The sequence below is a fragment of the Paenibacillus aceti genome, assembly GCF_003614185.1.
Taxonomy (GTDB): domain Bacteria; phylum Bacillota; class Bacilli; order Paenibacillales; family Paenibacillaceae; genus Fontibacillus; species Fontibacillus aceti.
In genome coordinates, this window is the sequence record NZ_KZ987724.1 from 640639 (window position 1) to 666852 (window position 26214).

The window sequence follows — 26214 nt, forward strand, 5'->3', positions numbered from 1 at the left end:
TATTTATAATAGAAAGAAAAAGAGTGGAGGACATCAAAATTGCAGGCTTTCATCCATGGCGCGGTACTCGCCTTCGGTCTTATTTTGCCGCTGGGCGTTCAGAACATCTTCGTATTTACTCAAGGCGCAGAGCAGCCAGCGTTGCGGAAGGCACTGCCGGCTGCGATCACTGCGGCGGTCAGCGATACATTGCTTATTTTGCTCGCTGTGCTGGGTCTATCGGTTATTGTAGGAGAGGTGGAATGGCTTCGGATCACGCTGATATGCGGGGGGATTGTTTTTCTCGGGTATATGGGATATTCCTTATGGAGAACGAAGCCGGAGGCAGGGCACAGCCCCAATCGAGGTGGACTATCTGTCAAAGAGCAGATTCTCTTCGCTCTCTCAGTCTCCCTATTAAATCCCCATGCCATTCTGGATACGATCGGCGTGATTGGAACGAGCGCGCTGCGTTATACGGCGGCTGACAAGCTAGGGTTCACGGCTGCTTGCATCCTGGTCTCATGGTGCTGGTTCCTCGCCCTGACCATCGCCGGACGGCTATTGAAGCAGCTTGATGGAACGGGAAGAATCCTCGTTATCATCAATAAATGCTCAGCCGTCTTCGTCTGGCTCACGGCGGTCTGGCTGTTGCTTGACCTCATGGGTTGGAGTCCAAGCTAAGCATGCTCTAAGGAGCATATGATACTAGTAATCTGACAATCCGAATGATCTGCTAGAGCAAGCAAAAATCTGGAAGACAAAATTCAGGAATAATAGAACAAACGGTAGGAAGAAAACAGCCTAGGTGTTCTGTATGATAGACATATAGACACGTCACAGAATTTATAGTATGGACAGAACAATTCTGGGCTGAATGGGCAGGAGGAATCGAGCAATGACTAGAGTAACGGTATGGAATGAATATCGACATGAGCAGACGGACGCTAAGGTCCGCGAAGTATATCCAGAAGGAATTCACGGTCAATTGGCCAGCTTCTTGAAGGAAGCAGGTATGGAAGTAAAGACAGCGACATTGGAACAGCCGGAGCATGGACTGACTGAGGAAGTGCTTAAAGATACTGATGTACTGATCTGGTGGGGACATGTTGCCCATCAGGAAGTCAGCGATGAAATTGTAGATCGGGTGCATCGTCATGTTCTGCGCGGTATGGGGCTTATCGTACTGCATTCGGCGCATATGTCGAAGATCTTCATGAAGCTGATGGGTACGAGCTGCGATTTGAAATGGCGTGAAGCGAATGAGCGTGAGCGTCTGTGGGTCATGGACCCGAGCCATCCGATTGCGGAAGGTATCGGTGAATATATCGAGCTGGAGCAGGAAGAAATGTATGGCGCTCATTTCGATGTACCGGCACCGGAGGAACTGATCTTCGTCGGCTGGTTCGAGGGCGGTAATGTATTCCCGAGCGGTTCGACTTATCGCCGTGGTAACGGGAAGATTTTCTACTTCCAGCCAGGTCATGAGACACATCCAACATATTACCATCCAGACATTCAGAAGGTGATCATTAACGGTGTGCGCTGGTGTGCGCCAGTGAAACGTGATTATCCGGTCTATGGCCATTCCGAAGCACTGGAGAAGATCAGCAAGAAGAATTAATCAGGGATTTATAGGAAGCTAACGGGCGGGCCTCGCGTGAATATCGCGGGTCCCGTCCTTTTTGTGCTGGTTTACAACCTATATCATATTGTCTAATATAGTCAGTGAGTCTAAGACAACCGAGAGTACGAGGGATGATTGTGAGCATTTATTTGGAACTTCCGGAATTGAACAAGGATTTTTCGTTCAGGAGCTTTATTGATCTTGGCACCGGGTTATGCTACCCGCACTGGCACAAAGAGATCGAGATTATATATGTGACAAAAGGGAGCTTCGAGCTGGGCATTAACGATGTTCCGATTCGAATGCATGCAGGCCAGATTCAGTTCATCGCAGGCGGGGATGTTCATTATTTCCTGGCCGCGCCCGATGGCGAGCGGATCGTCATTCAATTTGATCTGAGCCTGTTCTATGATTCATCCACCGATGCGGAACGCAAAAAATCGATCAGTGATTCCTTCATGAAGATGGAGCATTCGAGCTGGAAGTGGCCTGAGCCTGTGGCGGAGCGGATGCGGGCGTTGGTGCAGGACATGCATGAAGAGAATATAGCGCGTCAGGAAGGCTATATGTATATGGTTAAGGCCCGGTTATTTGAAATGCTGCCGATGATATTCAGGGATATTCCTCGCAATGAAATGGCCGAGTACGCCAGTAACGGGAATATCCAGTCGCGTGAGACGCTAGAGCAGCTGGAGCGGGTCTTCTCCTATGTGGAGGAGCATTATCAGGAATCGGTCACACTGAAGGAAGTGGCGGAGTATATGGGCTTCGATCCGTTCTATTTCAGCCGACTGTTCAAGAAGAATACAGGTAAGAATTTCATTACATTCTTGAATGAATACCGCTTGAATAAGGCCAAATGGCTGCTGCTAACCGAGGAAGGCTCGATGGCTGATGTCGCCGAAGCCTCGGGCTTCGGCAGTGTGAAGACCTTTCACCATTTATTCAAGGAGGCTACGGGGCTCTCACCGCTGAAATATAGGAAGACACTGGCTGGAAAAGAGTGAAGCTAGAGCCTGGGGTGCGACCGCCACAGCTGGGGACACAGCTAACAGCTAACGAAACTGAGACACGCTATTTAGGCAAAAATGAGGCCGTGGGAAATGTAACGAAACACCATATCGTTATTAGGGAGAAAAAGCGGCCAATTCGCGTTAAATGAAGCAAATAGCGCTACCACGTTTTGTTAGAAAGTGAGAAGGCGTAAAATGGCCTCAATAGCGATGCACAGTTTCGTTAGAATAGGGAGCGTAATAAAACAGGGACAAGCTGAGTTAGATTCAGCCTGTCCCTGTTTGGTGTTACTATTTTGATATCGAGAAAGGAAGTTCTTCTGGCTTATAGTCGCGGTAGCTAGGAGCTAAGCCGAGACGGAAGTCGAGCGTCTTGCCTTCAATAATGTCTTCATGGGTGATGTACAGCTTGGTATAATCCTGTCCAGCCAGCTTGACACGAGATACGAAGTTGGACTGCGGATTATTGTTGTCCGTATGGATCTGCATCTGCTTGCCGTTAGGCAGCTCGATCGTCACCTCATCGAATAGCGGGATGCCGAGCACGTACTCGCCGCTGCCAGGGGATACTGGATAGAAGCCCATGGAGCTGAATACATACCAGCCTGCCATACTGCCGTTGTCCTCGTCACCAGGATATCCGTCAAAGCCGCTGTTGAACAGATGCGTGACGATCTGCTTGATCACGACCTGTGAAGAAGCCGGCTGTCCGACATAATTGAACAGATACGGAATGTGGAAGCTCGGCTGATTGGAGATGGCCACTTGCCCGAAATCGACCGCTGCCATTTCACTCATCTCATGAATCTCGAAGCCATAGCCGAGCACATCGAAATCTGGCGCCTTATTGCATAGCTCGGTGAGCTTATCGAAGAAGCGCTCCTTCGAGCCATAGGCATCGATCAGCCCTTGGAAGTCCTGGAATACGGCGAAGCCGTTCTGCCAGGCGCTGCCTTCGGCATAATCCCGTCCCCAGCTCGTATCGTTGAAGTCTGGACGGAACTGGCCGTTCTGATCCTTCGCCCGCATGAAGCCGAGCTCGGCATCGAAGATGTTGCGGTAGTTCCGTGCGCTCTCGCGATACTTGTCAGCGATATCTGTCTTACCGAGTAATTCGGCGACACGGCTGATGCAATAATCACTATAGGCATAGTCCAGCGTGTGATTGACGCTCTCGTGATAGTTGCTCGGAACGTAGCCATATTTAATGTAGTCCAATGTGCCCTGACGGCCGTAGCAGCTCTGCTCGCTCTGGGTCGTCGCTGCCGTTAACATCGCTTCCAGCAGCTCAGGCATCATATCCATCCCGATCCCCTTGGTCGCGGCATCGGCGATTACCGCATCGATCAAGGTACCTGGCATCAAGCCGCGCTCATCAGGCGATAACCATTTCGGCAGGAAGCCGGTCTCGCGGTAAGAATTCAGATAACCCTCCAGCATCTCGGCATATTCCTGTGGCGCGATGATGGAATAGAGCGGATAGACGGTTTTATAAGTATCCCAGAAGCCGTTATTCGTGTATAATACGCCTTTCTTGACCGCTCTTGCTGTCGTATCGTAATGCACCGGCTCCATATTGGCATCGAGCTCATAGAACTTCTGCGGGAACAGGAACATGCGGTACAAGCAGGTATAGAAGGTGCGTAGATACTCTTCATTGGAATGAGACACCTGGATTTTATTCAAATAATGATTCCAGCTTTGCGCAGCCTTGTCTTTCAGCTCATCTATCGATAGCTCCAGCTCTCGTTTCAGGTTAAGCATAGCCTGTTCGCTGCTGATGAAGGAAGTCGCCAGCTTGACATGAAGAGCATCGGTCTCGCAATCCTTGAAGCGGATCACGAAGTGACGATCCTTGCCGCTGACGGATGCCTCGCTATAGAGCTTGCCCTCTTCATCATAGTAACCGGAGGTAGCAAGATCGATCTCCTTGCTGAAGCTCATGGCGACATACATCCGGAATTGATCATCATGACAACCGGCAAAATTACTAACATATCCGGTAAGACGACGATTTGCAGCATCGAGATGCCATTCGCTGATATTCTTCACATTCAACACAAGCCCGGCCTGATGGCGGGAATTGTATTGGATGCGCAGGGCAGCTCCATAGCAAGAGGGAACGAGTTCGCTCGTAATGTTATAACGCTGCTGTTTCACCTTGACATAGTTCGGCTTGAAGACGGCCTCTTCCGGCCGGTATGAGCTCTGGCAGGTGAAGACGGTGCCTCTAATTTTGTCATCCGCAATAGGTGTCATCAGGAAATGGGAGAAATCCCCCATCCAAGGACTTGGTTGATGGGTAAGACGGAAGCCCTGGAAGACACGGTCCAGCGGATTGAAGAACCAGCTTCCCTCATCATTCGTCTGAACGACATAATGATTCATGCCGAACGGTACGGCTGTATAAGGGAGTGTGTTCCCATTCGAATAAGAATGCTTGTTGTTGGAGCCTTGTCTAGTATCGATATAATGCAGCATGTAGACTCTCCTTTTATTTTTTTGATGATTGAATAGGTATTATAGCTTCTTCACGGTCTGGCGTTCGATCAGCTGGATCGGTACGACCACATTGTCCCGCGGCCGCTTCTGCGGATCTTCAATGATCTCAACCAGATTCTTCGCAGCCATATAGCCCATTTGCGCAAAATCCTGAGAAATCGTAGTGAGCTTCGGCTCGACGAAGCTGGACAGATGGATATTATCAAAGCCTACGATCGAGAAGTCATCCGGGATGGACAGGCCCATATCCTTGGCAATCTGCATGATCTCGATGGCGATCAGGTCGTTCTCGGCCACAATCCCCGTAACTCCGCTGTCCATCATCGCCTGAATGAACCGCTTGTAATATTCCTTGCCGTCATCATCCTCATGGGTTAAATAACGCTCCGTCAGATCGTTCACGCTATAATCGATCAGACTATTATCGTACAGCGCTTGCAAATAACCGAAATACCGCTCCCGAATGGACGAGGATTTCTCAACCCTGGAAGAGGAGAGAAAGGCGATCTTCCGGTGATGGTTCTCGATCAAGTGCTTGCACGCTTGATATCCGCCATCAAAATTATCAGAGATGACCGCTGGAAACGGGATGCCGTCGATGATCTTATCCATCGTAACTAGAGGATATTTCGACTGATAGTATTGATACAGGATGCCGAGATCCTCATTGCTGCTGACCGGATACAGGATCAACCCCGAATTGTTGTTGTGGAATGCCGTCTCCAAGAGCTTGCGCTGCCCGATAATCGTATTGGATTGGATATTCAACGTGTAATCGGTGGTGGCTAAATATTCATTAATACCCTTCTCATAGTCGCCGAGTCCTGGATTGTGAGTGAATGGCAGAATGAACAGCATTTCTTTGCCGATCCTGGGCTGAGGGCGGAGAGGAGGAAGGTCAGAATTTACGAAGCTGCCCTTACCCTGCACCCGGTAGATCAAATTGGCGTTTTCCAGCTCCGTCAAGGCCCGTTTGGACGTAATCCGGCTCACTTTGAACTCTCTGGAGAGCTCTGCTTCGGTGGGGAGCTGGTCCCCGGGCTGCAGCTCTCCGGATTCGATTCTCGCTTTGAGCGTGTTGAAGATATGTTGATATAGTGGAATCTGTTCCATAAATTTCTCCTCACTAAATTTGGTATACCATTTTTAAATTTGATATGTCAAGTGAATATGTTATTCGCAGTATAGCGATAGTAGTTATTATGTTGAATATACGATAGAACCGACTTTTGGGCAATAGATATAGGTAGAAGTCGTCTTGCGGTATGTAGCCTGGTTCTCAAGTATGCCCATTTTCAGGCCTGATAAAATATAAGAGGAACCGCTAGACAAATAATATGGTATATCATAAAATAGGTCTTGTAAGACAAATTGATATATCAATTATCCGTATCAGGAATATGGATTTATGATTTTAAGAGAGACTAAGGAGGCTATTACTTTGGGGTACAATGAAATTCCAGCATCGGTCAAGAGCTTCATGAACAAAATTACGGAGCTGTGTGGCCAAGAGCATGCACGCTGGGCGGAGAACTTCAATGCCTGCTTCGCTAATACGCTGCTGACAACGGTGAAGCGTCAGCCGGACGGCACGACTTTCCTCTTGACTGGGGATATTCCGGCGATGTGGCTGCGGGATTCGACAGCGCAGGTGAGACCTTATCTTGTCATTGCCAAGCAGGATCGCGATCTTGAAGATATGATCGCCGGCCTTGTTGAGCGTCAGCTGCAGTACATTAATATGGACCCTTATGCTAATGCTTTTAATGAAGAAGCGAATAACGCCGGGCACCAGACCGACCATACGGAAATGACCCCATGGATCTGGGAGCGCAAGTATGAGATCGATTCACTCTGTTACCCGCTCCAGCTCAGCTATCTGTTGTGGAAGTCAACTGGACGCACGGCGCAGTTCAATGATACATTCCAGCAAGCGGTACAAAACGTATTGGAGGTATGGGAGACCGAGCAGGATCATAACCGTTCGCCATATACCTTCGTGCGTGATACTACCCGCTTAGAGGATACGCTGGTCAGAGACGGCAAGGGTTCACCTGTTGCCCCTACCGGCATGACCTGGTCCGGCTTCCGTCCGAGCGATGATGCCTGCCGCTATGGCTATCTTGTTCCATCCAATATGTTCGCTGTCGTCGTTCTTGATTATTTGCGGGAAATTTATGAGGATATCCTGAAGGATGACTCCTTGATCGCACGCATTACCAAGCTGCGTGAGGAGATTGAACAAGGGCTTCACAAGCATGCCAAGGTAACGAATGCTAGCGGAGAGACGGTATACGCCTATGAGGTGGACGGACTAGGGAATTATAGCATTATGGATGATTCGAACGTACCGAATCTGCTGTCAGCTCCATATTTGGGCTATTGCGACAGCAATGATCCGCTGTATCTGGCTACCCGCAAAACATTGCTGAGTGCCGAGAACCCGTTCTTCTATGAAGGAAGCTATGCGCAGGGGATCGGTAGCTCGCATACGCCGGAGAATTATGTATGGCCTATCGCACTGGCGATGGAGGGAATGACGACTGAGGACAAGGCGGAGAAGGAACGCATCCTCAATCTGCTGGTGGAATGTGATGCTGGCACCAAGCTGATGCATGAAGGCTTTGATGTGAATGATCCAACGAAGTATACGAGAGAATGGTTCTCTTGGGCGAATATGATGTTCTGCGAGCTGGTCATGGATTATTTCGACATCCGTATCGATAAGTAAGAGGTTGTTCGAAAAGTCCGCTTTTGATCACGAAGTGAATCAAGAAGTGGGTTCGGCATCGAATTCATAAGCGGTATTTCAATTAAGGAGACGATCAGAATGAAAAAAGTATACATTGTATCTCACAGCCACTGGGATCGCGAATGGTATCTGCCGTATGAGCAGCATCATATGCGCTTGATCCAGCTCGTAGACGATCTGCTGGAGCTGTTCGAGACCGATCCGGAATTCAAGAGCTTCCATCTGGACGGCCAGACGATTATTCTCGACGACTATGTGCAGGTCCGTCCTGAGAAGAAGCCGCTGCTGGAGAAATATATTCGCGAAGGACGTTTTAAGATCGGCCCGTTCTATATTTTGCAGGATGACTTCCTGATCAGCAGCGAAGCGAATACACGCAATATGCTGATCGGATTTGAAGAGAGCAAGAAGTGGGGCGCTCCGGTGAAGCTCGGTTATTTCCCGGATACGTTCGGCAATATGGGGCAGACACCGCAGATTATGCGCGAAGCCGGGCTGGATGTCGCAGCCTTCGGACGTGGCGTGAAGCCGACGGGCTTCAACAATGTTGTAATTAATGATGAGAAATATGCTTCGCAATACTCCGAGATGTGGTGGGAAGGTCCAGACGGCTCGAAGATCCTCGGTCTGCTGTTCGCTAACTGGTACAGTAACGGTAACGAGATTCCAGTGGACAAGGCAGAAGCCAAGCTGTTCTGGGACCGCAAGCTAGCGGATGCATCGCAATATGCCTCTACTGAGCATTTGCTGATGATGAATGGCTGTGACCATCAGCCGGTACAGAAGGATCTGTCCGCGGCGATCCGGGTCGCCAATGAACTGTATCCAGATATCGAGTTCGTCCACAGCAGCTTCGAAGAATATATCGCTGCGCTGAGAGCGGATTTGCCAGAGGAACTAAGCACGGTATCCGGCGAGCTGACCAGCCAGGAGACGGATGGCTGGTATACGCTGGCGAATACGTCTTCGGCTCGTGTCTACTTGAAGCAGATGAACACTGAAGTAGAGCGCCAATTGGAGAATATCGCCGAGCCGCTCGCCACGATGGCTTATACGATTGCTGAGCAATATCCGCATGACACTTTGCGCTATGCGTGGAAGACGTTGATGCAGAACCATCCGCATGACAGCATCTGCGGCTGCAGCATCGATGATGTCCATCAAGAGATGGTCACACGCTTCAAGAAAGCGAAGGAAGTAGGTAAATTCGTTGCGGATGGAGCGGCTGAGGCATTGATGGCTCAGATCGACACCAGCGCTTTCCCTGATGGTGCGAAGCCTTTCGTGATCTTCAACACAGCGGGCTCTGCGAAGACGGGTGTAGCTGAGGTTACGATTGAATGGATGAGGAAGCCATTTTCTGAAGGGGCTCCTTCCAAGCTGTATTTTGAACTGAAGGAGACGAAATTGCCGGAACTCGCGGTTGTGAATGCCGCTGGCAAGACCGTTACCGCTGAAATTATCGATGAAGGGGTAACCTTTGGCTATGATCTTCCTAAGGATAAATTCCGCCAGCCTTATATGGGACGGTATGTGAAGGTTCGTATGTTCATGGAGCAAATGCCAGCTATGGCTTGGGAATCCTTCGCGCTAGTGGAAGGCTCTGCTGCAGATTTGCAAGCTGGCGAGGCGATCGTCAAGGAGCAAGGGCATGTGCTTGAGAACGAATTCCTGAAGGTGCAAGTGGAGAAGGACGGTTCTCTGAACGTGCTGAACAAAGAGACTGGCAAGGAATACACGGGCTTGATGGTGTATGAGAATGTCGGCGATATCGGTAATGAGTATATTTTCAAGCAGCCTGAAGGCGATCGAGCGATTCTCTCTACTGGGAAGAATGCGGTTGTCTCGGTTCTGTCGGCCAATGCCTTCGCGGGAGAATTGTTGGTGGAACAGGAACTGGAAATCCCGGTTTCCGCAGACGAGCTGCTGGATGAAGAGATGAGAGCAGTCATCGAATTCCGCGGTCGGAAGGCCGGACGCTCCAAAGAGACCTCTATATTCAAGATTGCGACCAAGATTACGTTGCAAAAAGGCAGCAAGCAGCTTCAATTCGAGGCATCCTATAACAACCAGATGAAGGATCACCGCCTGCGCGTACTGTTCCCAACTGGAATTGTGGCGGCATACCATGAAGCGGAGAGCATCTATGAAGTGGTACAGCGTCCTAACAAGGTAGACCGTGCCTGGGAAAACCCGACGAATCCGCAGCACCAGCACTCCTTCGTCAATGTGCATGACGAACAGCATGGGGTGACGGTAGCTAACTTCGGATTGAATGAGTACGAGGTCCTGGCGGATAATGGAACGATTGCATTGACCTTGCTTCGCGCCGTAGGCGAGCTCGGCGACTGGGGTTACTTCCCAACGCCGGAAGCGCAATGTCTAGGTGAGCATACCGTTAAATTCGCTGTCTCCTTCCATGGCGATGAAGCGGATAAGCTGAGAACCTACCATGAAGCGATGAACTTCCAGATTCCGTTCAGCGCTTATCAGACGTCTAAGCATGCGGGACAATATGCAGCCGCTCATCAATACATGAAGATCGAAGGAGATGCCTTCGCGCTGACTGCCTTCAAACGTAAAGAGCATTCGGACGAGATCATAACCAGAGGCTTCAATATGACGGTTGCCGAGCAGCCGCTTCGCCTGTCGATCGCCGAGCTTACACCACAGCGCTGTAATCTGCTGGAAGAGCCAGTAGATGCCAAAGTGGCAGATACCCTTAAGCCAGCCGAGATCGTGAGCTATAGCTGGAGCAAGTAAGGCGGCATCTGAAAATGTTGAACTAATATGAACCAGGCTCCTTGATTGCTATCGCAGCAGTCAGGGAGCCTTTTTTTGTAGCTCTAAAGCTCCTACGGAAATCACAGTCTCTATTTTGCGGATTACAACCATAACGGAAATGTAAGGGAATTGGGTGCCGCTGTTTGCCGCGCGCATAAACGAACAAAGGACAGTCATAATAGGAAGGATAACACCTGGCAGTTTTATGTGATCACAAGACTAAGACATCTATAGAAGGGCTGATATGTATGGAACTGAATGAATGGATGTTCTATTTCCTCGTCTATTCTCTGTGCGGTTTTCTGCTTGAGAATGTGTACAGCTGGTTCACGACAGGAGTGTTCTGGAAGGAAGGGTACTTAAAAGGTCCTTACAAACCGATGTACGGCTTTGCGCCGTTGCTTCTGCTACTGCTATCCGGGGCTGTCCAGAACCGGGCGCTATTGTGGCTATTCTGTCTGCTGGTACCGACGATCGTTGAATATGTGAGCGGACTGCTGCTCTATAAGCTGTTCGGACGCCGCTGGTGGGATTATTCAGATAATCGTCTGCAGCTGGCAGGTCATATTTGCTTGCGTTTCTCCTTGTATTGGGGGGGTCTGTCCTTTGTATTTCTGCAGTATATTCACCCGGTAATACAAAATGGCTATGCACGAATTTCAGAACTATGGACGACAGCCGGACCGCTGCTATTGCTTCTATTCATGCTGGATATGATGCTGACCTATCGCAGTCGGCGCAAAGCCTGGAAAGCGGACCTGATCTAAACAAATATTAGACATGGAGGCGTTAGAATAAAATGAAGCTATTTATAAAAGTAAAATGTTGTGTGACGGCTGTGCTATTGCTCACGATGGTACTGATAGGGATGAGTCCTCAAAGCTATGCGTTAGAGGCACCGATAGAGCAGAATGTATTTGAAGGTCTTAATCCTGCCGCGGGGATGTTAGAGACGGAAAAGAAACAGCGGCTGGCGATCATTATCGATGATTTCGGCAACGATATGAAGGGAACCGATGAAATACTCGATCTGCCCGTGAAGCTGACGGTCGCGGTGATGCCATTCTTGCGCACCAGTGAGCGGGATGCCCGTAAGGCCCATGAGAAGGGACACGATGTCATTATCCATCTGCCGATGGAGCCGAAGCAGGGGAAGCCGGAATGGCTCGGTCCCGGCGCGATTCTGTCGAATATGACGGATCGTGAGGTCAGGGAGAAGGTGGAGGCAGCGATTAAGAATATCCCTTATGCTGTAGGAATTAACAACCATATGGGGTCGAAAGTAACGGGCGATAAACGGATTATGGGCGTCATTCTGGATGTTTGCAAGGAGCATGGCCTATTCTTCGTCGATAGTAAGACGAATTACAGATCGGTGGTCGGTGAGCTTTGTGAAGAGAAGGGACTGCCGCAGCTGTACAACGATATTTTCCTCGATGATGTTCATACGGTAAACCATGTAACGACACAGCTTAGAAAGGTACAGGAGCGGCTTCAGCAGCAGGAAACCTGTGTCACGATCGGGCATGTCGGGGTTGGAGGACTGATGACGGCAGAGGCTTTGAAACGACAGATTCCAGAGATGAGGAAGCGGGGCATTCGGTTCGTAGGGATGCAGGATGTGGCGCAAGCCCGGGCAAAAGAAAATCCCGGAAGACCGGGATTCGGTGTTACATTACCGTGAAAAATTGAACGATACCGGCGTAAATCGCCTCGGCAATTTTCTGTTGACCGCGCTTGCTAGTTAGCATGGCGCGGTCTTCATCATTACTGATGAACCCAGTCTCCACGATTACCGCAGGAGAATCGACATGTCTTAACAAATAGAAGGGCTCGCCAACCTCCGGCAGCCGCTGGCTGTTATAGAGCCGGTCGAGTGAATCCTGAATGGAGGTGGCCAGAAAGGCGCTTCGTCCTTCATTTTGATGAAGTACTAGCGGGCCGCGCCTGGATTTATTACGACCCCAATTGACGTGCATACTAACGACGATGGAAGCGGGAACCTGTTCGCTCAGCTCTTTGCGTTGGGCGAGATCCCGGATATGACGCGATTTTGTCTTGAGCCAGCGGTTCTCTTCGCTTAGCGCATAATCACCAGTACGATTCATGATCGTACGATATCCATGACTTCTCAGTATCATATACAATCTACGGCTGATATCCAGATTGATATCCTTCTCAAGAATGTCTCCATGGGAAGTGCCTCCATCAATTCCGCCGTGTCCGACATCGATGAGAATGACCGGTTCGGGGAAGGCATATTTCAGATCTTTGACATCTGCCGAGGCCGGGCTGCAGTCGCCCCATAAACCGAAGAGCATGAGAGCAGCGGCAAGCAGAATAGGTAATTTTCTTCTCATGATCTCACCTTTCAGGCTTTCCGTTTTTCTTCTTCTATGTTGAACGTTATTGGAGCAATCTATTCAAGTTTATTTGTCCGCATAATGGTGCAAACTATGCATAGAAGGCAATTCGCGAAAAAGGGAGGTGGCAGCAGTGGCCGCAAAAGGGGATGAACTGGTTAAATACATTACGGAGAGAGTGGTCGATTACGTGGAGACGCCGAAAGAGGTGAGGCGCGAGCGCTCACGTGGCAAGCAGAGCTGGTCGCAGACCTGGTTCGGCATGATTCCGTTCTCGATATCGCTCTGGCTGCGTCAAATGCCATTCGATCGAATTCGAGCCAGGGAATGGCACGTGAAGGGATTTCGCATCAAGGGGTTACGCAGGGGTACGTCTCGAAACATATAACTATATAACATGGTAACTAGCGCAAGCTACCTGATCATGGGCAGCCCCGCGCTTCATTAGCCTCCCCCCTATCGCCAGGAATCGCGGCAGGGGGGAGGCTTTCCTATTCAAAAGGCGATAAATTTACCTGCATCCAACAGGGCTTCAAGGGCGATCCAGCGCGGTGCTTCTGCGGTGCCACTCTGCACATAGATCGAAGCGGCTTCTTCGGTGGTTCTCACGGCCGTATCCGTAGCTGCATGCTCCCAGAGCTGATAACCGAATACAGGTAAAGGAACGGAATAAGTGCGTTCTCCACCGGAGGAAACATAGATCAGTCGCTTGGCGGTAGAGAGAATTCGGGCAAATGAGGTTGGAGTAACGTCCATCGGTTTTCGGGTCATCCATTTCACATTGTCATAAGGGTCAAAATGGGTGGCGGTCTGCACGGCTTGAGCGGCAGGTGCGATCTTCTTCATCGTGCGGCTCCCGGCGGCTGAGCCAGGAGGGGTATACTTGGCGGCTTGCTGGGCGAAGCTCTGCTGTGTCTCTGGTAAATCTTCCCCGTTCAGCGCGTTTATAAAATGGGCAAATCCCTCCTTGCTGCTAATCGCGATGCCCCATTCAGCCAGTGTTGGTCCCGCATAGAGCGGTACGATAGTATGGTCTGGAATCGCAGCAGGCTCCATCCCGATGTTATCCAGGCCTGATTCCAGGACGGAACGGGAGAAAATGGAGTCATCTCCGCTTCCATATTCGATCAGCTTATACTCGCCTTGTTCTGTTGCGGAAATGATCAGATATCCGGCAGAAGCCGGGTTGCCTGTTGATTTATCTTGTTTCGTAGAGCGTACCGTTACTAGCCAGCTATGCGTTCCCGGCCCCAGCGGCTCGATGTTTGACGTCGCGCCTTCCCAATGGGCGAATGGCTTGGTCTTGGCGAGCCGCTTGATCGTATCCTCCGCGAAGCGCTGCAGCTCGGTCGGGGCGGTCCCATGGATCGACGCGGATAAGCCCGGGGCAGCCAGCGTGCGAGCCAGGAACACCTGAGCTTCAAATCCAGCCGGAAGCAGTATGCCCGTGCATAGCAATATTTTGAGTACAAGTGAGATCGGTTTGCGGATATTTATCTTCATCAGACACAGATCACCCCTGTTAAATATTTAAGTGCATTTCATCCTATTTGCTTGTCCATTGTACTAGAGTGCCCGTAAAAAGACTGTTGCAACCTGTCAGAAGGGCAGGCTGCAGCAAGCTTCTATTTTTGCGGCCTTTTAGCGAGAAGCGTCTATTCCTGGTCGGTCCAGAGTCAGCGCGGCGAACGTAGGTGAAAGATGCCGTAGTTAACGACAGATACGACAATTCTCGGCTCGTACTGCCAGCGGATTTCTCCCCGCCTCGATTCATACTGCGCGGCGGCTTCCTGTTTTCGCTCTTCATCAGGGTCGTTCAGCAGCTCTTTATAGTAAGCATCGATGAGCTCCAGCTCGTCATTCAGCCGCTCCGATGCAGCTTCCGCCCAGGAGATATCATAGGAGCTGATCTTGTCCCGAAGTCTTCTTTCAAGAGCTTCCTTGCCTTCGGCGACAGAAAGGCTGGAGGGTTCGATGCTTACGTTCTCCGGTAAGCGGGGAAGGAGCTGCTTGCCCTGCAGTCGGCTGGAGAAAGCTTCGTCGATGTGTCCGCTCAGCAGGGAGATACCCATAAAATGCAGTTCTTCCCGCTTAATATCGCAGCAGAACTCCAGCTTAAAGCAGACCCCGAGCCAGGGCTCGTAGGTCGCCGGAAAAAGTGTGGTGCGCTGGCGAAGACCTGGGTCCTCGAACAGGAAGACGCAGCGTCCGCCTTGTTTGGCTGCGGCGAAGATCTGCTTGAGGCGTGAACACCCGAACGTCAGCACTTCCTTCTGAATCCGTCCAGGCCCTAATACAGGCAGGGGACGGATCGTGCCGAAATAACGACCCAGTATGCTGTCGTCGGCTGCCCCGGCAACGCCGGGCTGACCGCTGGCGGGAGCAGTTGTGGTCTTGGCGCCTTCTTGCGCATTTTTACGTTCCTGCATCGCTTCATACGCCTCGGCATCGAAAATAAAGGCGAAGCTCATCGTCTCCGGCTCTACACCGGTGCGTTCAATAAAGCCCCAATAATAAGGGCGGTTCGTCAGATCACGATCCGCCTGGGGCGAGAGTTTTACGGTGACATGGTAAGGGGATTTCTCAAGGATCTGGCAGTCTGTCACGTCGAGGTAGGTCATGACATACTGTTGAATTTGCGTTTGCGTCATTGTCATATGCCGTCAACCTCCAAGTAGCTGCTCCAAATTTCCGTCCTGTTCCTGGTCTGTATTTTCCAGATTCAGCGTCGATTTGATCGTATTCAGGGAGTTGCCGATCGAGTCTACCCCTTTGGCGATGTCCTCGTCATTATCCGATTCCAGTAGGAGCCGGTAGATGCTCTTCTCCAGTGACCCGCTCTTCTCGAAGCGTTCCAAAATAACGTCCAACTGACCGATGACCGACTCGAACAGATTTATTTTCTCATGCAGCAATTTCACGATATGTTCCTCGATGGTGCCCTTGGTTGAAAGATTATATATATTCACGTCATTCTGCTGACCGAGCCGGTGTACCCGCCCGATCCGCTGCTCGACTCGCATCGGATTCCACGGCAGATCAAAATTGATCATATTGTGGCAGAATTGCAGATTGATTCCTTCCCCACCGGCTTCAGTGGCGATCATGACCTGCGCTTTGCCGCGGAATAGATCCATCATCCAATCCTTCTTGCCGCGGTTCATTCCTCCCCGGTAAGGAACGGAGATCAGATTGCGGTCGCTGAAATATTTTAATAAATATTCCTGGGTGGCCCGATATTCGGTGAATACGATCACCTTCTCATTCATTTCGCGGATGAGCTGCAGTGTCTTCTCCGCCTTGCTATTCGCCTGAATCGTCTTGATAATGCCGACCAGGTCCCAGATATCGTCGCGCAGAGGAGAATCCGGGGCCAGCTTCTTGGCCAGATTCACCAGTGTGACGAAGACGGCGTCACGGCTGCTGCATACCTCCCTCTGCAGGGTGACGAGTGAGAACATGCTGCCCAGATCGCCCCCAGCCGCCCGGTACTGGTTCTTGATGAAGGAAGTTACACCATTGTACAGATTCTTCTCCTCCGGGGAGAGCTCGACATGCACATTGCGTACGATTCTCTTCTTGAAATTAAGCTGACCATCGCCGCGGCGGTTGCGAATCAGCACCTTCGACAGCTCGCCCTTCAGCGCTTGCTCATTCTTGGCAATCCGCTTGTCGACGACAAAGTTAGCTGCGAAGTCATTCTGTCCTCCCAGTTGACCCGGCTTGAGCAGGGTAATCAGATTAAATAACTCGCTTAGATCATTCTGGATCGGGGTTGCGGTTAGCAGCAGACAATATTTTTTGCGTAATTGCAGCATGAACTGGTAGTTCGTCGATTTCTTATTCTTTAATTTATGGGCTTCATCGACGATGACCATGTCATATTCATAATTGGTCAGGATCGTCTTATGGGGGTCACGCTTGGCGGTATCCATGGAAGCAACGACGATATCGTTATGCCAGGAATGCTCCTTCTTCTGTGCAACGGCAGGGATACCGAACTTCTGGTTTAATTCTCTCACCCATTGCAGAACCAGCGAGGCGGGAACGAGAATCAGAGCTCTCTTGACCAGCCCGCGGATAATATATTCTTTCAGGATCAGTCCGGCTTCGATCGTCTTGCCGAGGCCCACTTCATCGGCCAATATAGCCCGGCCGCGCATCTCGAACATCACCTTCTGCGCCGTATCGATCTGATGCGGAAGCGGGGTGAATTGATTGAGGTGACCCAGGCATAGCATCTCTTCAAAACTGGTAACGAGCAGGGAAGCTTCGGCCTCTATGGCCATATTAAATAATCTCCAATCATCCCATGGGCCGCCTTTATTTAATCTCGTATCGAGATCTTCATACCAGCTCCGGTCGAATTCAATCGGAACACCGGATATGTTATGTGTAACGTCCGGTTTTGGGGGATGAGAGTTCATGATGACGTACCTCCCTTTGTGAATGACGCTTTCATCGTCTAGTTGTTGTAGGTAGTATGGACGAAAAACAAAAAGGATATAACTTGGGCCGAAATAGATAGGTATTTGAAGCAATCCGAAGTATGGAGGATAAGGATTCGCTTTAATAGCCCAAATTTAAAAAAACTCCGATGTGACAACCATATGTAGTGTAGTATAATGTAATGAGCACACAACATATTGAGATTTGTACATATAATTGTAACAATTCCAGTTGTGTATTTTCATTCATTTTCATAACAGGAACAGCTATTTCTATGGTTCAATCTCGTAATCGCTACTTGATTTAAGAGCTCGGCAGAGCAGGAGTCCAGGGTTAGGAACAGCATCCGGGGAAGCTAATGAGGGCATCTACATACCACGGAATGAATATTCCTGATCTGATCCTGTAAATCAGAAATATTCTTTGTCTGTCGGTAGCTCGGTTAAGTGCCATTACTATATTGAGCTTGTTTTTTTGTGTTTTTGTTGAAATTAGCTAACACTATATCAGTCGTTATTATTCAGGATTCGGTGGGAATCGGTAAGAAATCGGCTGAGGGTAGTTACAACAGTTCTAATAATTAGGAGGGTGTTTTCTTTGAAAACAAAGCAAAAACAGCGCCTGGAAGGGCTTAGCGAGAAAATCTTCTTGGATCGGTACGCTTGGAAGAATCCGGATCCCAGTGATGCCAAGGTGGGGGATGTTGTTCTCGTCCTGACCAAGGATGATCCGAAATTTCCTACGAAGGAAGTTGGCGAAGTGGTCGCTCGCGACGGCCAAATGGTTACCGTCAAGACACGCAGCGGCGAGCTGGTGCAGTCTGATGTTGAGAAGCTGACGCTGAATATCGAGAAGACACCTGAAGAGATGTGGGACCGTCTGGCTGATGCGATGGCCTCGGTGGAAGAGACACCGGAGAAGCAAGCAGAGTGGTCGCAGAAGTTCCGCGGTATATTGGAGGATTGGAAGCTCGTACCGGGTGGTCGGATCGCTGCTGGTGCGGGAGCGAGCGATGAATTGACACTGTTCAATTGTTATGTTATCCCTTCTCCGAAGGACAGCCGCGGCGGTATTATGGAGACCTTGAGTGAAATGACTGAAATCATGGCTCGCGGCGGCGGTGTCGGAATCAATCTGAGCTCGCTTCGTCCACGCCGGGCTGTAGTCAAAGGCGTTAACGGGTCATCGAGCGGTGCGGTATCCTGGGGCGGATTGTTCAGCTATACGACAGGATTGATCGAGCAGGGCGGCAGTCGTCGCGGTGCGTTGATGTTGATGATGAATGACTGGCATCCGGATGTGCTTGATTTCATTACCGTCAAGCAAACGATGGGACAAGTCACTAACGCGAACCTGTCAGTATGTGTCAGCAATGCGTTCATGAAGGCTGTCAAAGAGGATCTGGATTGGGAGCTGGTCTTCCCGGATACGACGGATGAAGACTATACCGAAGTATGGGATGGCGATCTTGATAAATGGAAGGCGGCCGGGCGTAAGGTCGTGCATTTCCGCACGGTGAAGGCGCGTGAAATCTGGCATACGATTATTGAATCCGCCTGGAAATCGGCCGAGCCAGGCGTCGTATTCATGGAATACTACAATCAAATGTCTAATAGCTGGTACTTCAACCCGATCATCTGTACGAACCCATGTGGTGAGCAAGGCTTGCCTGGCTGGGGCGTATGTAATCTGTCGGCCATCAATCTATCCCGCTTCTATGATGAAGAGCAGCATGATGTCAATTGGGAGGATCTGGCGGTTACAACGCGCTATTCCGTGCGTTTTCTCGATAATGTCATCACCAAGACACCTTATCATTTTGAGGAAAATGAGGAGAATCAGAAGAAGGAACGCCGCGTAGGTCTGGGAACGATGGGGCTTGCCGAGCTGATGATCAAGCTTAATATCCGCTATGGCAGTCCGGAATCGCTGGAATTCCTCGATAAATTATATGGATTCATTGCCAAGGAAGCTTATTTGGCCTCGGCTGAAATTGCGGCCGAGAAGGGGGCCTTTCCTGCCTTCGATGCAGACAAGTATCTGCAGAGCGGCTTCATGAAGGTGATGACTAAGGTATATCCGGAGGTTGGCGAAGCGATACGTGAGCAAGGAATTCGTAACGTAACTCTGATCACCCAGGCTCCGACGGGCAGTACGGGTACGATGGTAGGGACATCTACAGGGATTGAGCCCTACTTCGCCTTCAAATATTATCGTCAGAGCCGGCTCGGCTTCGACGAACAGTTCGTTCCGATCGCTCAAGACTGGATGGATGCGCATCCGGGTGAAGAGCTGCCGGATTATTATGTCACCGCGATGAGCCTGTCTGCGGAGGATCATATCCGTGTCCAAGCGGCTATTCAGCGCTGGGTAGACAGCTCGATCTCCAAGACGGCGAACTGCCCGTCCGATTTCACAGTGGAGGATACGAAGCGGTTGTACGAGCTTGCCTTCGATCTCGGCTGTAAAGGAGTTACGATCTATCGTGATGGTAGCCGTGATGTTCAAGTATTGCAGACGGAGAAGAAGGAAGACAAGGAAGCGAAAGAAGCGAAAGAGGCTAAGGATGCTAAGGCCTCGGCGGCAAGTGAAGCTGCATCGACAGAGGAACCGGCTGATAACGCTAATCAGAGTGGGAATACCAGCATCACAGCCAGCCAGAAGCCAGTTGAAGATAAACAGTATAAGAAACGTCCGCAAGTGCTGCACGGCGCTACGTATAAGATCAACACACCGTTTGGCATGGCCTATATTACGATCAATGATCTGAACGGAATTCCGAGTGAAATCTTCCTGAACGTCGGCAAGGCCGGATCTGACGTATTCGCCATGGCGGAAGCTTTAGGCCGCGTCTGCTCTTTATTCCTGCGTTACGGGGATCATGGTCACAAGGTCGAGCTGCTGATCAAGCATCTGAAGGGCATCGGCGGCTCCGGCGCGATCGGCTTCGGTCCGAACCGCGTCGAATCGATCGCTGACGCCGTCGCCAAAGCGCTGGAAATCCATGTGCAGAGCGATCATTTCGGCGGCGATCATGATCCGGCTCCGGTTGCGGCCACGGTAGATCATCACCAAGAGGAGCATGCCGCTCATGATCATGAGCATGGGCATGATCACGACCATGATCACGGGATCGACTTGTGCTATAGCGCCCCGGCCGCATCCCGCGACCTATGCCCATCCTGCGGCTCCGCCTCGCTGATCAATATCGAGGGCTGCAAGACCTGCAGTAATTGTGGGTATAGCAAGTGTGGATAAGGGAAGGTAATGAGTAATCGAAGGAACTTCTGAATTGATATTTCTGGGGTATGAAGAAGAACCGGTAAACAAGGCTTATAACCTTTGTCTACCGGTTTTTTAGATGACTAGAAGCATTATTGCTCGATTAATTGCTCTGGCTTGAGTGAAGGTGCTTGTCGTTGCGAGATATCATTTGATGATAACGATAAACACTTGATTCCGACATTCCCATGATTTCAGCAACTTCATTTATGGTGCCTTTAATTTCAAATATCCCGTATTCTTTTAGTTTGGAGATAGCGAGTCTCTTTTGTTCAGGTGATAATTGAGCACCGGATTCTAATATATCCTTATCTATTACAGAATAAATGATATTGCGAATATTATCTGTAAGTTTTTCTACGGGTTGCTCCTGATCCGTTTTCTTTTCGATCAGTTCTATATCTGAGCTTAGATTGACCAATTTTAATATATCCTTTACGACTTTCCTATAGACATCCGCATCAAAATTTATACATAGAAGACCTTGTAATTGCCCCTCATGATCTTTGATAAATAAAGTGGATGAACGGAATTTTTTACCTTTTGGTCCTTCTCCAACATAATCGACAACATAATCCTGATTTAAATATACTTTTTCGCTGATTAATTTTTTTGCATAGTTAGTTAAAGGGCTATTTAAAGATCTTCCACTTAAGTCTCCATTGACGATGTGGCCGATATAAGAGCCTCCATCAGGTTTTAAAACATGTAATACAAATTCATAATTAGCTCCCAAAATTTCCCCGAAATAATTCATTATATTTTGATAGTGTCGAAATAGTTCATTATCCAACTAAGTATTCCTCCTTATAAGAATAACCAATTATACCCAATTTCCTATTTATCATGAGACTGCTCGTTAGTTCCGTGTTCATACTAAGATCAACCCTATTATAACAAGGTTTTTGGAACTTTACAGAGAGAAAAAATAAATGTATTGTCACATAATGTTATAATAATAAATTTTAGTGAAAATAATTTCTTATTATTTATTTACACCAAGATCATTCATGTGGTATTCTGTAGTTACAGTAATAAAAAATAATTACTGTAATAAATTATTCTAAAATATTCTATTTTATTCAAAGAAGGATCAGATTCAAATGATCGTTGATTTGATGGCATTGATTGCAAAGTTAACTTATACAAGTGTTCAAATTAGTACTAAGAAAAGGGGTGATGATTGTTACTGTCACTTTTGAAAACCTTTACATGGCAGGTGATAGTATTCCTTTAGTTGGAATGACGCCGGAAAATGGAATTTAGTAATCATTGTTTATCTGGCAACTAGGAGGAGGAATGTTATATGAACATGAACGTAGTGCCTATTAAGGAAAAAAAGGTTATTAATTATAAAAGTTGCTTTGATGTGATTGGACCGGTTATGATCGGCCCCTCCAGTTCACATACTGCAGGTGCCTTAGCAATTGGAACAGTCGCCAATAAATTATTTCAAGGTCTTCCCCAAAAAATCGTGATTAGGTATTATGAGTCATTTGCTGAAACCCATAAAGGACACGGAACTGATTTTGCCATTATTGCCGGTATATTAGGATTTTCTACCGATGATAGTAGAGTGCCTGGTGCTATTGAGATCGCGAAATCTAAAGGAATTGATATTACCTTTTTAGAAGAAGCAGGTGATAGTCCTGCGGGTCATCCGAATACTGCAGATATTTATCTGGAGGATGGAAATCGGAGTATTAGAACAATGGGTACTTCCGTCGGTGGCGGATTAATTGAAATCAAGCATGTAGAAATTGACGGTTTTAGTTTAAAGCTTCAAGGCCCCTTGCCAGTGATTATAGCGATTTCCGAGAGAGATGACCTTGAATTTATATTACGCAGGATCCTTAAACAATATAATGTGGAAATTAACAATTTTAATAGCATAGAAAAGTCTGGGAAATATTTATATCAATTTGATTTAGATTCGCAATTATCTAGTGATGTTCAGAAGGAATTGCGGAATTCCAGCGGTACAGCTAATATCATAATTCTTTGATTAGATGAGGGGTGAAACATGATGTACATGACTATAAAGGAAATAATCGATGCGGCTAATCAAAGACAAAAGCCAATTTATGAATTAGCAATAGAGCAGGAAATCGAGCAAACTAAAGCTTCTTATGAAGAAGTTTGGAGCAAGATGGAAAAAAACCTGATCACGATGGAAAATGCCGCAAAGAAAAGTACTGAGGGCGACGGAGTATTTTCTCCGACCGGTTTATCCGGAGGGGATGCCGTTAAAATAAAACAATATCGCGAAAGTGGAAAAACCCTTTCTGGAGATTTGATGATGTTCGGGGTCCAAAACGCTATCGGAGTTAATGAAGTAAATGCATCAATGGGAGTAATTTGTGCAACTCCAACAGCAGGCGCAAGTGGGACGATCCCGGGAGTACTGTTTACTATTGAGGATAGTTTACAGCTAAGCCATGAAGACAAGATCCATTTTCTATTTACTTCAGCTTTATTTGGAATGGTAGTCGCCAATAATGCTTGTATTTCCGGAGCCTTCGGAGGATGTCAAGCTGAAGTAGGCAGTGCCTCAGCCATGGCTGCAGCTGCAGCGGTAGAAGCCGCTGGAGGAACACCTCAGCAATCTTCTGAAGCTTTCTCAACGGCACTACAAAATTTACTAGGTTTAGTTTGTGATCCGGTTGCAGGTTTGGTAGAAATCCCTTGTATCAAGAGAAATGCTATTGGAACGGCTAATGCCTTAGTGGCTGCGGATATTGCATTAGCGGGCGTAACCAACATCATCAATGCTGATGAAGTAATTGAAGCGATGTTCAAAGTAGGGAGACAGATGCCTCGCGAATTAAGAGAGACAGGTTTAGGCGGAATTGCAGGCACACCTACAGGAATTGCCATTAAAAACAAAATTTTCGAATAAAAGAGCACTAGAAAACAAGGTGATAATATATTATTAATAAAATAAAAAATTATAATAATCGGATTGAATTACAAGAGTGGTGGGCATGACAAATATGCCTTGTGAAAAAAATAACAATTCCAGAATTTTGTAAACGCAAACAGATTAACAGCTGCATACAAGGAGGAATTATTACATGAATGTAAACACAGCGGAAAGACTTAAGTTTACAGCTGAAAATACAGCAGAAACTGATGAAAAATATTTAGACCCGAAGAAATGGAATAAACAAGATACTACCTGGGCATTGAGCCTTTTTGGAACAGCGATTGGAGCAGGCGTACTCTTTTTACCTATTAATGCGGGAGCAGGAGGTTTGCTATCATTACTGTTGATTACAATTCTTGCACTTCCCGTCATGTACTACTCGCATAGGGCGCTTGCTAAAATGATATATGCTTCCAATTCTGCTGATGAAGGGATTACAGGTACGATCAGAGAGTATTTCGGTTCTAAGGCAAGTGTAATTTTTAACATCGTTTTTTTCTGCTCTATATATATTATCGTGCTGATGTATTCGGTTGCCCTAACAAATACTGCAAGTAGTTTTATCGTGAATCAGTTGCATATGAATGAGCCGCCAAGAGCCATTTTATCGCTTGTATTAGTACTCGGTCTCATCGCTATACTGAATTTTGGTCAGGACATTACTGTAAAGGTAATGAGCATGCTGGTATATCCTTTCATAGCTTCACTGCTCTTTATCGCAATATCTTTAATTCCACAGTGGAATACGTCGATGCTTAGTTTCTCAAGTGCTTCTACAGCTTCAACAGGATTAGGAGGATATCTCAGCATGATATGGTTGATTTTGCCGATCATCGTATTCTCATTTAATCATTCTCCTATGATCTCGTCATTTGTGATTAAACAGAAACAAACTTACGGACTACAAGCTGTTGACGCCAAATGTGCACAAATACAAAAAGTTTGTTATATCATGACATTCGTCGTAGTGATGTTCTTTGTTTGGAGCAGTGTCTTGAGTTTGACTCCAAATGATATTGTTATGGCTAAAGAACAGAATTTATCGATTCTTTCATACCTGGCCAATCGACTTAATTCACCTTTAATCGCTGTTGCCGCTCCTATTATTGCTTTTGTGGCGATAACAAAGTCCTTTCTGGGTCATTATATAGGAGCATATGAAGTGATGCGTGATATGATCATCTCGGCCGGTAAAGCGCGCGGAAAAAACCTGAAAGAGAAAACAGTTAAGAGAGCGATCCTTGTTTTTGTAGTATTAACATGCTGGTATGCCGCTTATGCCAATCCAAGCATTCTTGAAATTATAGATACGCTCAGCGGTCCACTAGTTGCTGCTATCTTATGTGTTCTGCCAATGTATGCGATCCGTAAAGTTCCTGCACTAGCTAAATACAAAGGAAAACTTAGCAATGTATTCGTCATTATTGTAGGTGTTCTAACTGTCCTGGCAAGCTTGAAATCATTATTCTAGTTTAAAGCATTATCTCTAATTAAATAATTTAATCTAGATCTATTGAGCTTGATCAGGTGACTTGTCATTGGCATCTGAAAAAGCTCTCTTTTTATTCAATTAGGGCTTCAAGCAAGAGTTATCCATAGAAGGGAGGAAGAACAATTATGAAGCATATGAATTTTACGGAATGTGATCGGGCGATATTGCAATCCTATGATTCTATCGTGGAAGGTCTGGCCGATTATTTGGGAGATGCCTGCGAGATTGTGCTGCATAGCTTGGAGGACTATCAAAGCACCGTCATCAAAATCGCGAACGGGCATCATACGGGCCGAGAATTAGGAGTCCCGATTACGAATGAGGCTTTGCAGATGTTGAGTGAGATCAAGGATTCAAACTCGAAGCAAGCGATCCATTATTTTACCAAAAGTAAGAAGAACTGCTCGATGAAATCAAGCACGATAGCCATTCGTGGTGAAGCTGGAAAAATGATTGGCTTTCTGTGTATTAATATAAACTTGGATGAATCGTTTTCCGGATTTCTTCAGAGTTTTTTACCACAGCCGGGCCTTGAAACAAGAGCACAGAAGGGAAATTGTGCATCATCCATTGAGGATATGATTCTTGAAACGATCGAGCGGACGATTGAAGCGGTGGATGCTTCTCCTGACATAACGTATGCAAATCGAAATAAGCATATTATCGGTCTTTTGTATGATCGGGGGGTGTTTAATATGAGAAATGCGGTGACAATCGTGGCAAATACGTTGAAAATCACGAAACATACCGTTTATTTGCATTTGCGCAAATCTACTCCCAGAAACGAGCAGGGAAACTGTAAAAGCGGTAAACAGGCCTTATACGATGCTTAGAATTTAAGTGATTCTATCGGCAATTGTAATAGTTAGGCCTTTCCAGCTTCTAAGTGCAAATATGCAACTATATCGGTGCTTTTCTCGCTCTACCTGAGATATAACTGCTTTTATACAACTATCCGGACGGATTTTTCCGCAAACGAGGCTTTGGTCTGGAAATAGTTGTATTTACGCAGTTATTTCTGATTTCAGGGTTATTTTCCGAAAAA

At 47.8% G+C, this 26214-nt stretch carries 20 protein-coding genes; 13 read left to right on the top strand and 7 right to left on the bottom strand.

Annotated elements, in window-relative coordinates:
* Positions 1 to 39 precede the first annotated feature (39 nt).
* The 3 genes from BFJ94_RS02955 (at position 40) to BFJ94_RS02965 (ending at position 2613) form a co-directional block, all read left to right on the top strand.
* A complete protein-coding gene (locus BFJ94_RS02955; protein WP_120461040.1) occupies positions 40 to 663 on the top strand; it encodes a LysE/ArgO family amino acid transporter in 624 nt (207 codons plus the stop codon).
* 214 nt (positions 664 to 877) lie between these two features.
* On the top strand, positions 878 to 1603 hold the full coding sequence (locus BFJ94_RS02960; RefSeq protein ID WP_120461042.1) for a ThuA domain-containing protein: 726 nt from the start codon (positions 878 to 880) through the stop codon (positions 1601 to 1603).
* A gap of 140 nt (positions 1604 to 1743) precedes the next feature.
* Complete coding sequence (locus BFJ94_RS02965) at positions 1744 to 2613, top strand: AraC family transcriptional regulator (protein WP_120465064.1); 870 nt, start codon at positions 1744 to 1746, stop codon at positions 2611 to 2613.
* 297 nt (positions 2614 to 2910) lie between these two features.
* Here the strand turns inward: BFJ94_RS02965 and BFJ94_RS02970 are convergent, their stop codons facing one another.
* Both BFJ94_RS02970 and BFJ94_RS02975 read right to left on the bottom strand, forming a co-directional pair.
* A complete protein-coding gene (locus BFJ94_RS02970; protein WP_120461044.1) occupies positions 2911 to 5100 on the bottom strand; it encodes a GH92 family glycosyl hydrolase in 2190 nt (729 codons plus the stop codon).
* Positions 5101 to 5139: 39 nt separating this feature from the next.
* On the bottom strand, positions 5140 to 6234 hold the full coding sequence (locus BFJ94_RS02975) for a GntR family transcriptional regulator (RefSeq protein ID WP_120461046.1): 1095 nt from the start codon (positions 6232 to 6234) through the stop codon (positions 5140 to 5142).
* Positions 6235 to 6562: 328 nt separating this feature from the next.
* On the opposite strand from BFJ94_RS02975, the gene BFJ94_RS02980 reads away from it, so the two are divergent.
* The 4 genes from BFJ94_RS02980 (at position 6563) to BFJ94_RS02995 (ending at position 12341) form a co-directional block, all read left to right on the top strand.
* Positions 6563 to 7852: a glycoside hydrolase family 125 protein gene (locus BFJ94_RS02980; protein WP_120461048.1), complete on the top strand. Its 1290-nt coding sequence runs from the start codon at positions 6563 to 6565 to the stop codon at positions 7850 to 7852.
* A gap of 99 nt (positions 7853 to 7951) precedes the next feature.
* The gene (locus BFJ94_RS02985; protein WP_120461050.1) at positions 7952 to 10636 is read left to right on the top strand and encodes an alpha-mannosidase; all 2685 of its coding nucleotides are present in this window, start codon (positions 7952 to 7954) and stop codon (positions 10634 to 10636) included.
* Between the two features lie 269 nt (positions 10637 to 10905).
* The gene (locus BFJ94_RS02990; RefSeq protein WP_120461052.1) at positions 10906 to 11424 is read left to right on the top strand and encodes a putative ABC transporter permease; all 519 of its coding nucleotides are present in this window, start codon (positions 10906 to 10908) and stop codon (positions 11422 to 11424) included.
* A 32-nt stretch (positions 11425 to 11456) separates the two neighbouring features.
* Positions 11457 to 12341 carry a divergent polysaccharide deacetylase family protein gene (locus tag BFJ94_RS02995; RefSeq protein ID WP_120461054.1) on the top strand — a complete coding sequence of 295 codons (885 nt, stop codon included), beginning with the start codon at positions 11457 to 11459 and terminating at the stop codon, positions 12339 to 12341.
* On the opposite strand, the gene BFJ94_RS03000 is transcribed toward BFJ94_RS02995, so the two are convergent.
* A complete protein-coding gene (locus BFJ94_RS03000) occupies positions 12328 to 12978 on the bottom strand; it encodes an N-acetylmuramoyl-L-alanine amidase family protein (protein WP_229717101.1) in 651 nt (216 codons plus the stop codon). The two genes, BFJ94_RS02995 and BFJ94_RS03000, sit on opposite strands and share 14 nt — an antisense overlap.
* Before the next feature lie 175 nt (positions 12979 to 13153).
* On the opposite strand from BFJ94_RS03000, the gene BFJ94_RS03005 reads away from it, so the two are divergent.
* On the top strand, positions 13154 to 13408 hold the full coding sequence (locus BFJ94_RS03005) for a YqzE family protein (protein WP_120461058.1): 255 nt from the start codon (positions 13154 to 13156) through the stop codon (positions 13406 to 13408).
* Positions 13409 to 13515: 107 nt separating this feature from the next.
* Here the strand turns inward: BFJ94_RS03005 and BFJ94_RS03010 are convergent, their stop codons facing one another.
* From BFJ94_RS03010 to BFJ94_RS03020, 3 genes are all read right to left on the bottom strand, one after another.
* Positions 13516 to 14523: a hypothetical protein gene (locus tag BFJ94_RS03010; RefSeq protein ID WP_120461060.1), complete on the bottom strand. Its 1008-nt coding sequence runs from the start codon at positions 14521 to 14523 to the stop codon at positions 13516 to 13518.
* Between the two features lie 173 nt (positions 14524 to 14696).
* Complete coding sequence (locus BFJ94_RS03015; RefSeq protein WP_120461062.1) at positions 14697 to 15677, bottom strand: YqhG family protein; 981 nt, start codon at positions 15675 to 15677, stop codon at positions 14697 to 14699.
* Between the two features lie 6 nt (positions 15678 to 15683).
* A complete protein-coding gene (locus tag BFJ94_RS03020; RefSeq protein WP_120461064.1) occupies positions 15684 to 17447 on the bottom strand; it encodes a DEAD/DEAH box helicase in 1764 nt (587 codons plus the stop codon).
* A gap of 619 nt (positions 17448 to 18066) precedes the next feature.
* On the opposite strand from BFJ94_RS03020, the gene BFJ94_RS03025 reads away from it, so the two are divergent.
* Positions 18067 to 20727 (top strand): adenosylcobalamin-dependent ribonucleoside-diphosphate reductase, encoded by a 2661-nt coding sequence (locus BFJ94_RS03025; protein ID WP_120461066.1) that lies wholly within the window; start codon positions 18067 to 18069, stop codon positions 20725 to 20727.
* 127 nt (positions 20728 to 20854) lie between these two features.
* Here the strand turns inward: BFJ94_RS03025 and BFJ94_RS03030 are convergent, their stop codons facing one another.
* A complete protein-coding gene (locus BFJ94_RS03030) occupies positions 20855 to 21544 on the bottom strand; it encodes a helix-turn-helix transcriptional regulator (protein WP_120461068.1) in 690 nt (229 codons plus the stop codon).
* A 513-nt stretch (positions 21545 to 22057) separates the two neighbouring features.
* On the opposite strand from BFJ94_RS03030, the gene sdaAB reads away from it, so the two are divergent.
* The 4 genes from sdaAB (at position 22058) to BFJ94_RS03050 (ending at position 26002) form a co-directional block, all read left to right on the top strand.
* Positions 22058 to 22756, top strand: a complete 699-nt coding sequence (gene sdaAB, locus BFJ94_RS03035; RefSeq protein ID WP_120461070.1) for an L-serine ammonia-lyase, iron-sulfur-dependent subunit beta — start codon at positions 22058 to 22060, stop codon at positions 22754 to 22756.
* A gap of 21 nt (positions 22757 to 22777) precedes the next feature.
* Entirely contained in the window at positions 22778 to 23650 is an 873-nt protein-coding gene (gene sdaAA, locus BFJ94_RS03040; protein ID WP_120465065.1) for an L-serine ammonia-lyase, iron-sulfur-dependent, subunit alpha, read from the top strand.
* 175 nt (positions 23651 to 23825) lie between these two features.
* Positions 23826 to 25148: an aromatic amino acid transport family protein gene (locus BFJ94_RS03045; RefSeq protein WP_120461072.1), complete on the top strand. Its 1323-nt coding sequence runs from the start codon at positions 23826 to 23828 to the stop codon at positions 25146 to 25148.
* 146 nt (positions 25149 to 25294) lie between these two features.
* The gene (locus BFJ94_RS03050) at positions 25295 to 26002 is read left to right on the top strand and encodes a helix-turn-helix transcriptional regulator (RefSeq protein WP_120461074.1); all 708 of its coding nucleotides are present in this window, start codon (positions 25295 to 25297) and stop codon (positions 26000 to 26002) included.
* Positions 26003 to 26214 lie beyond the last annotated feature (212 nt).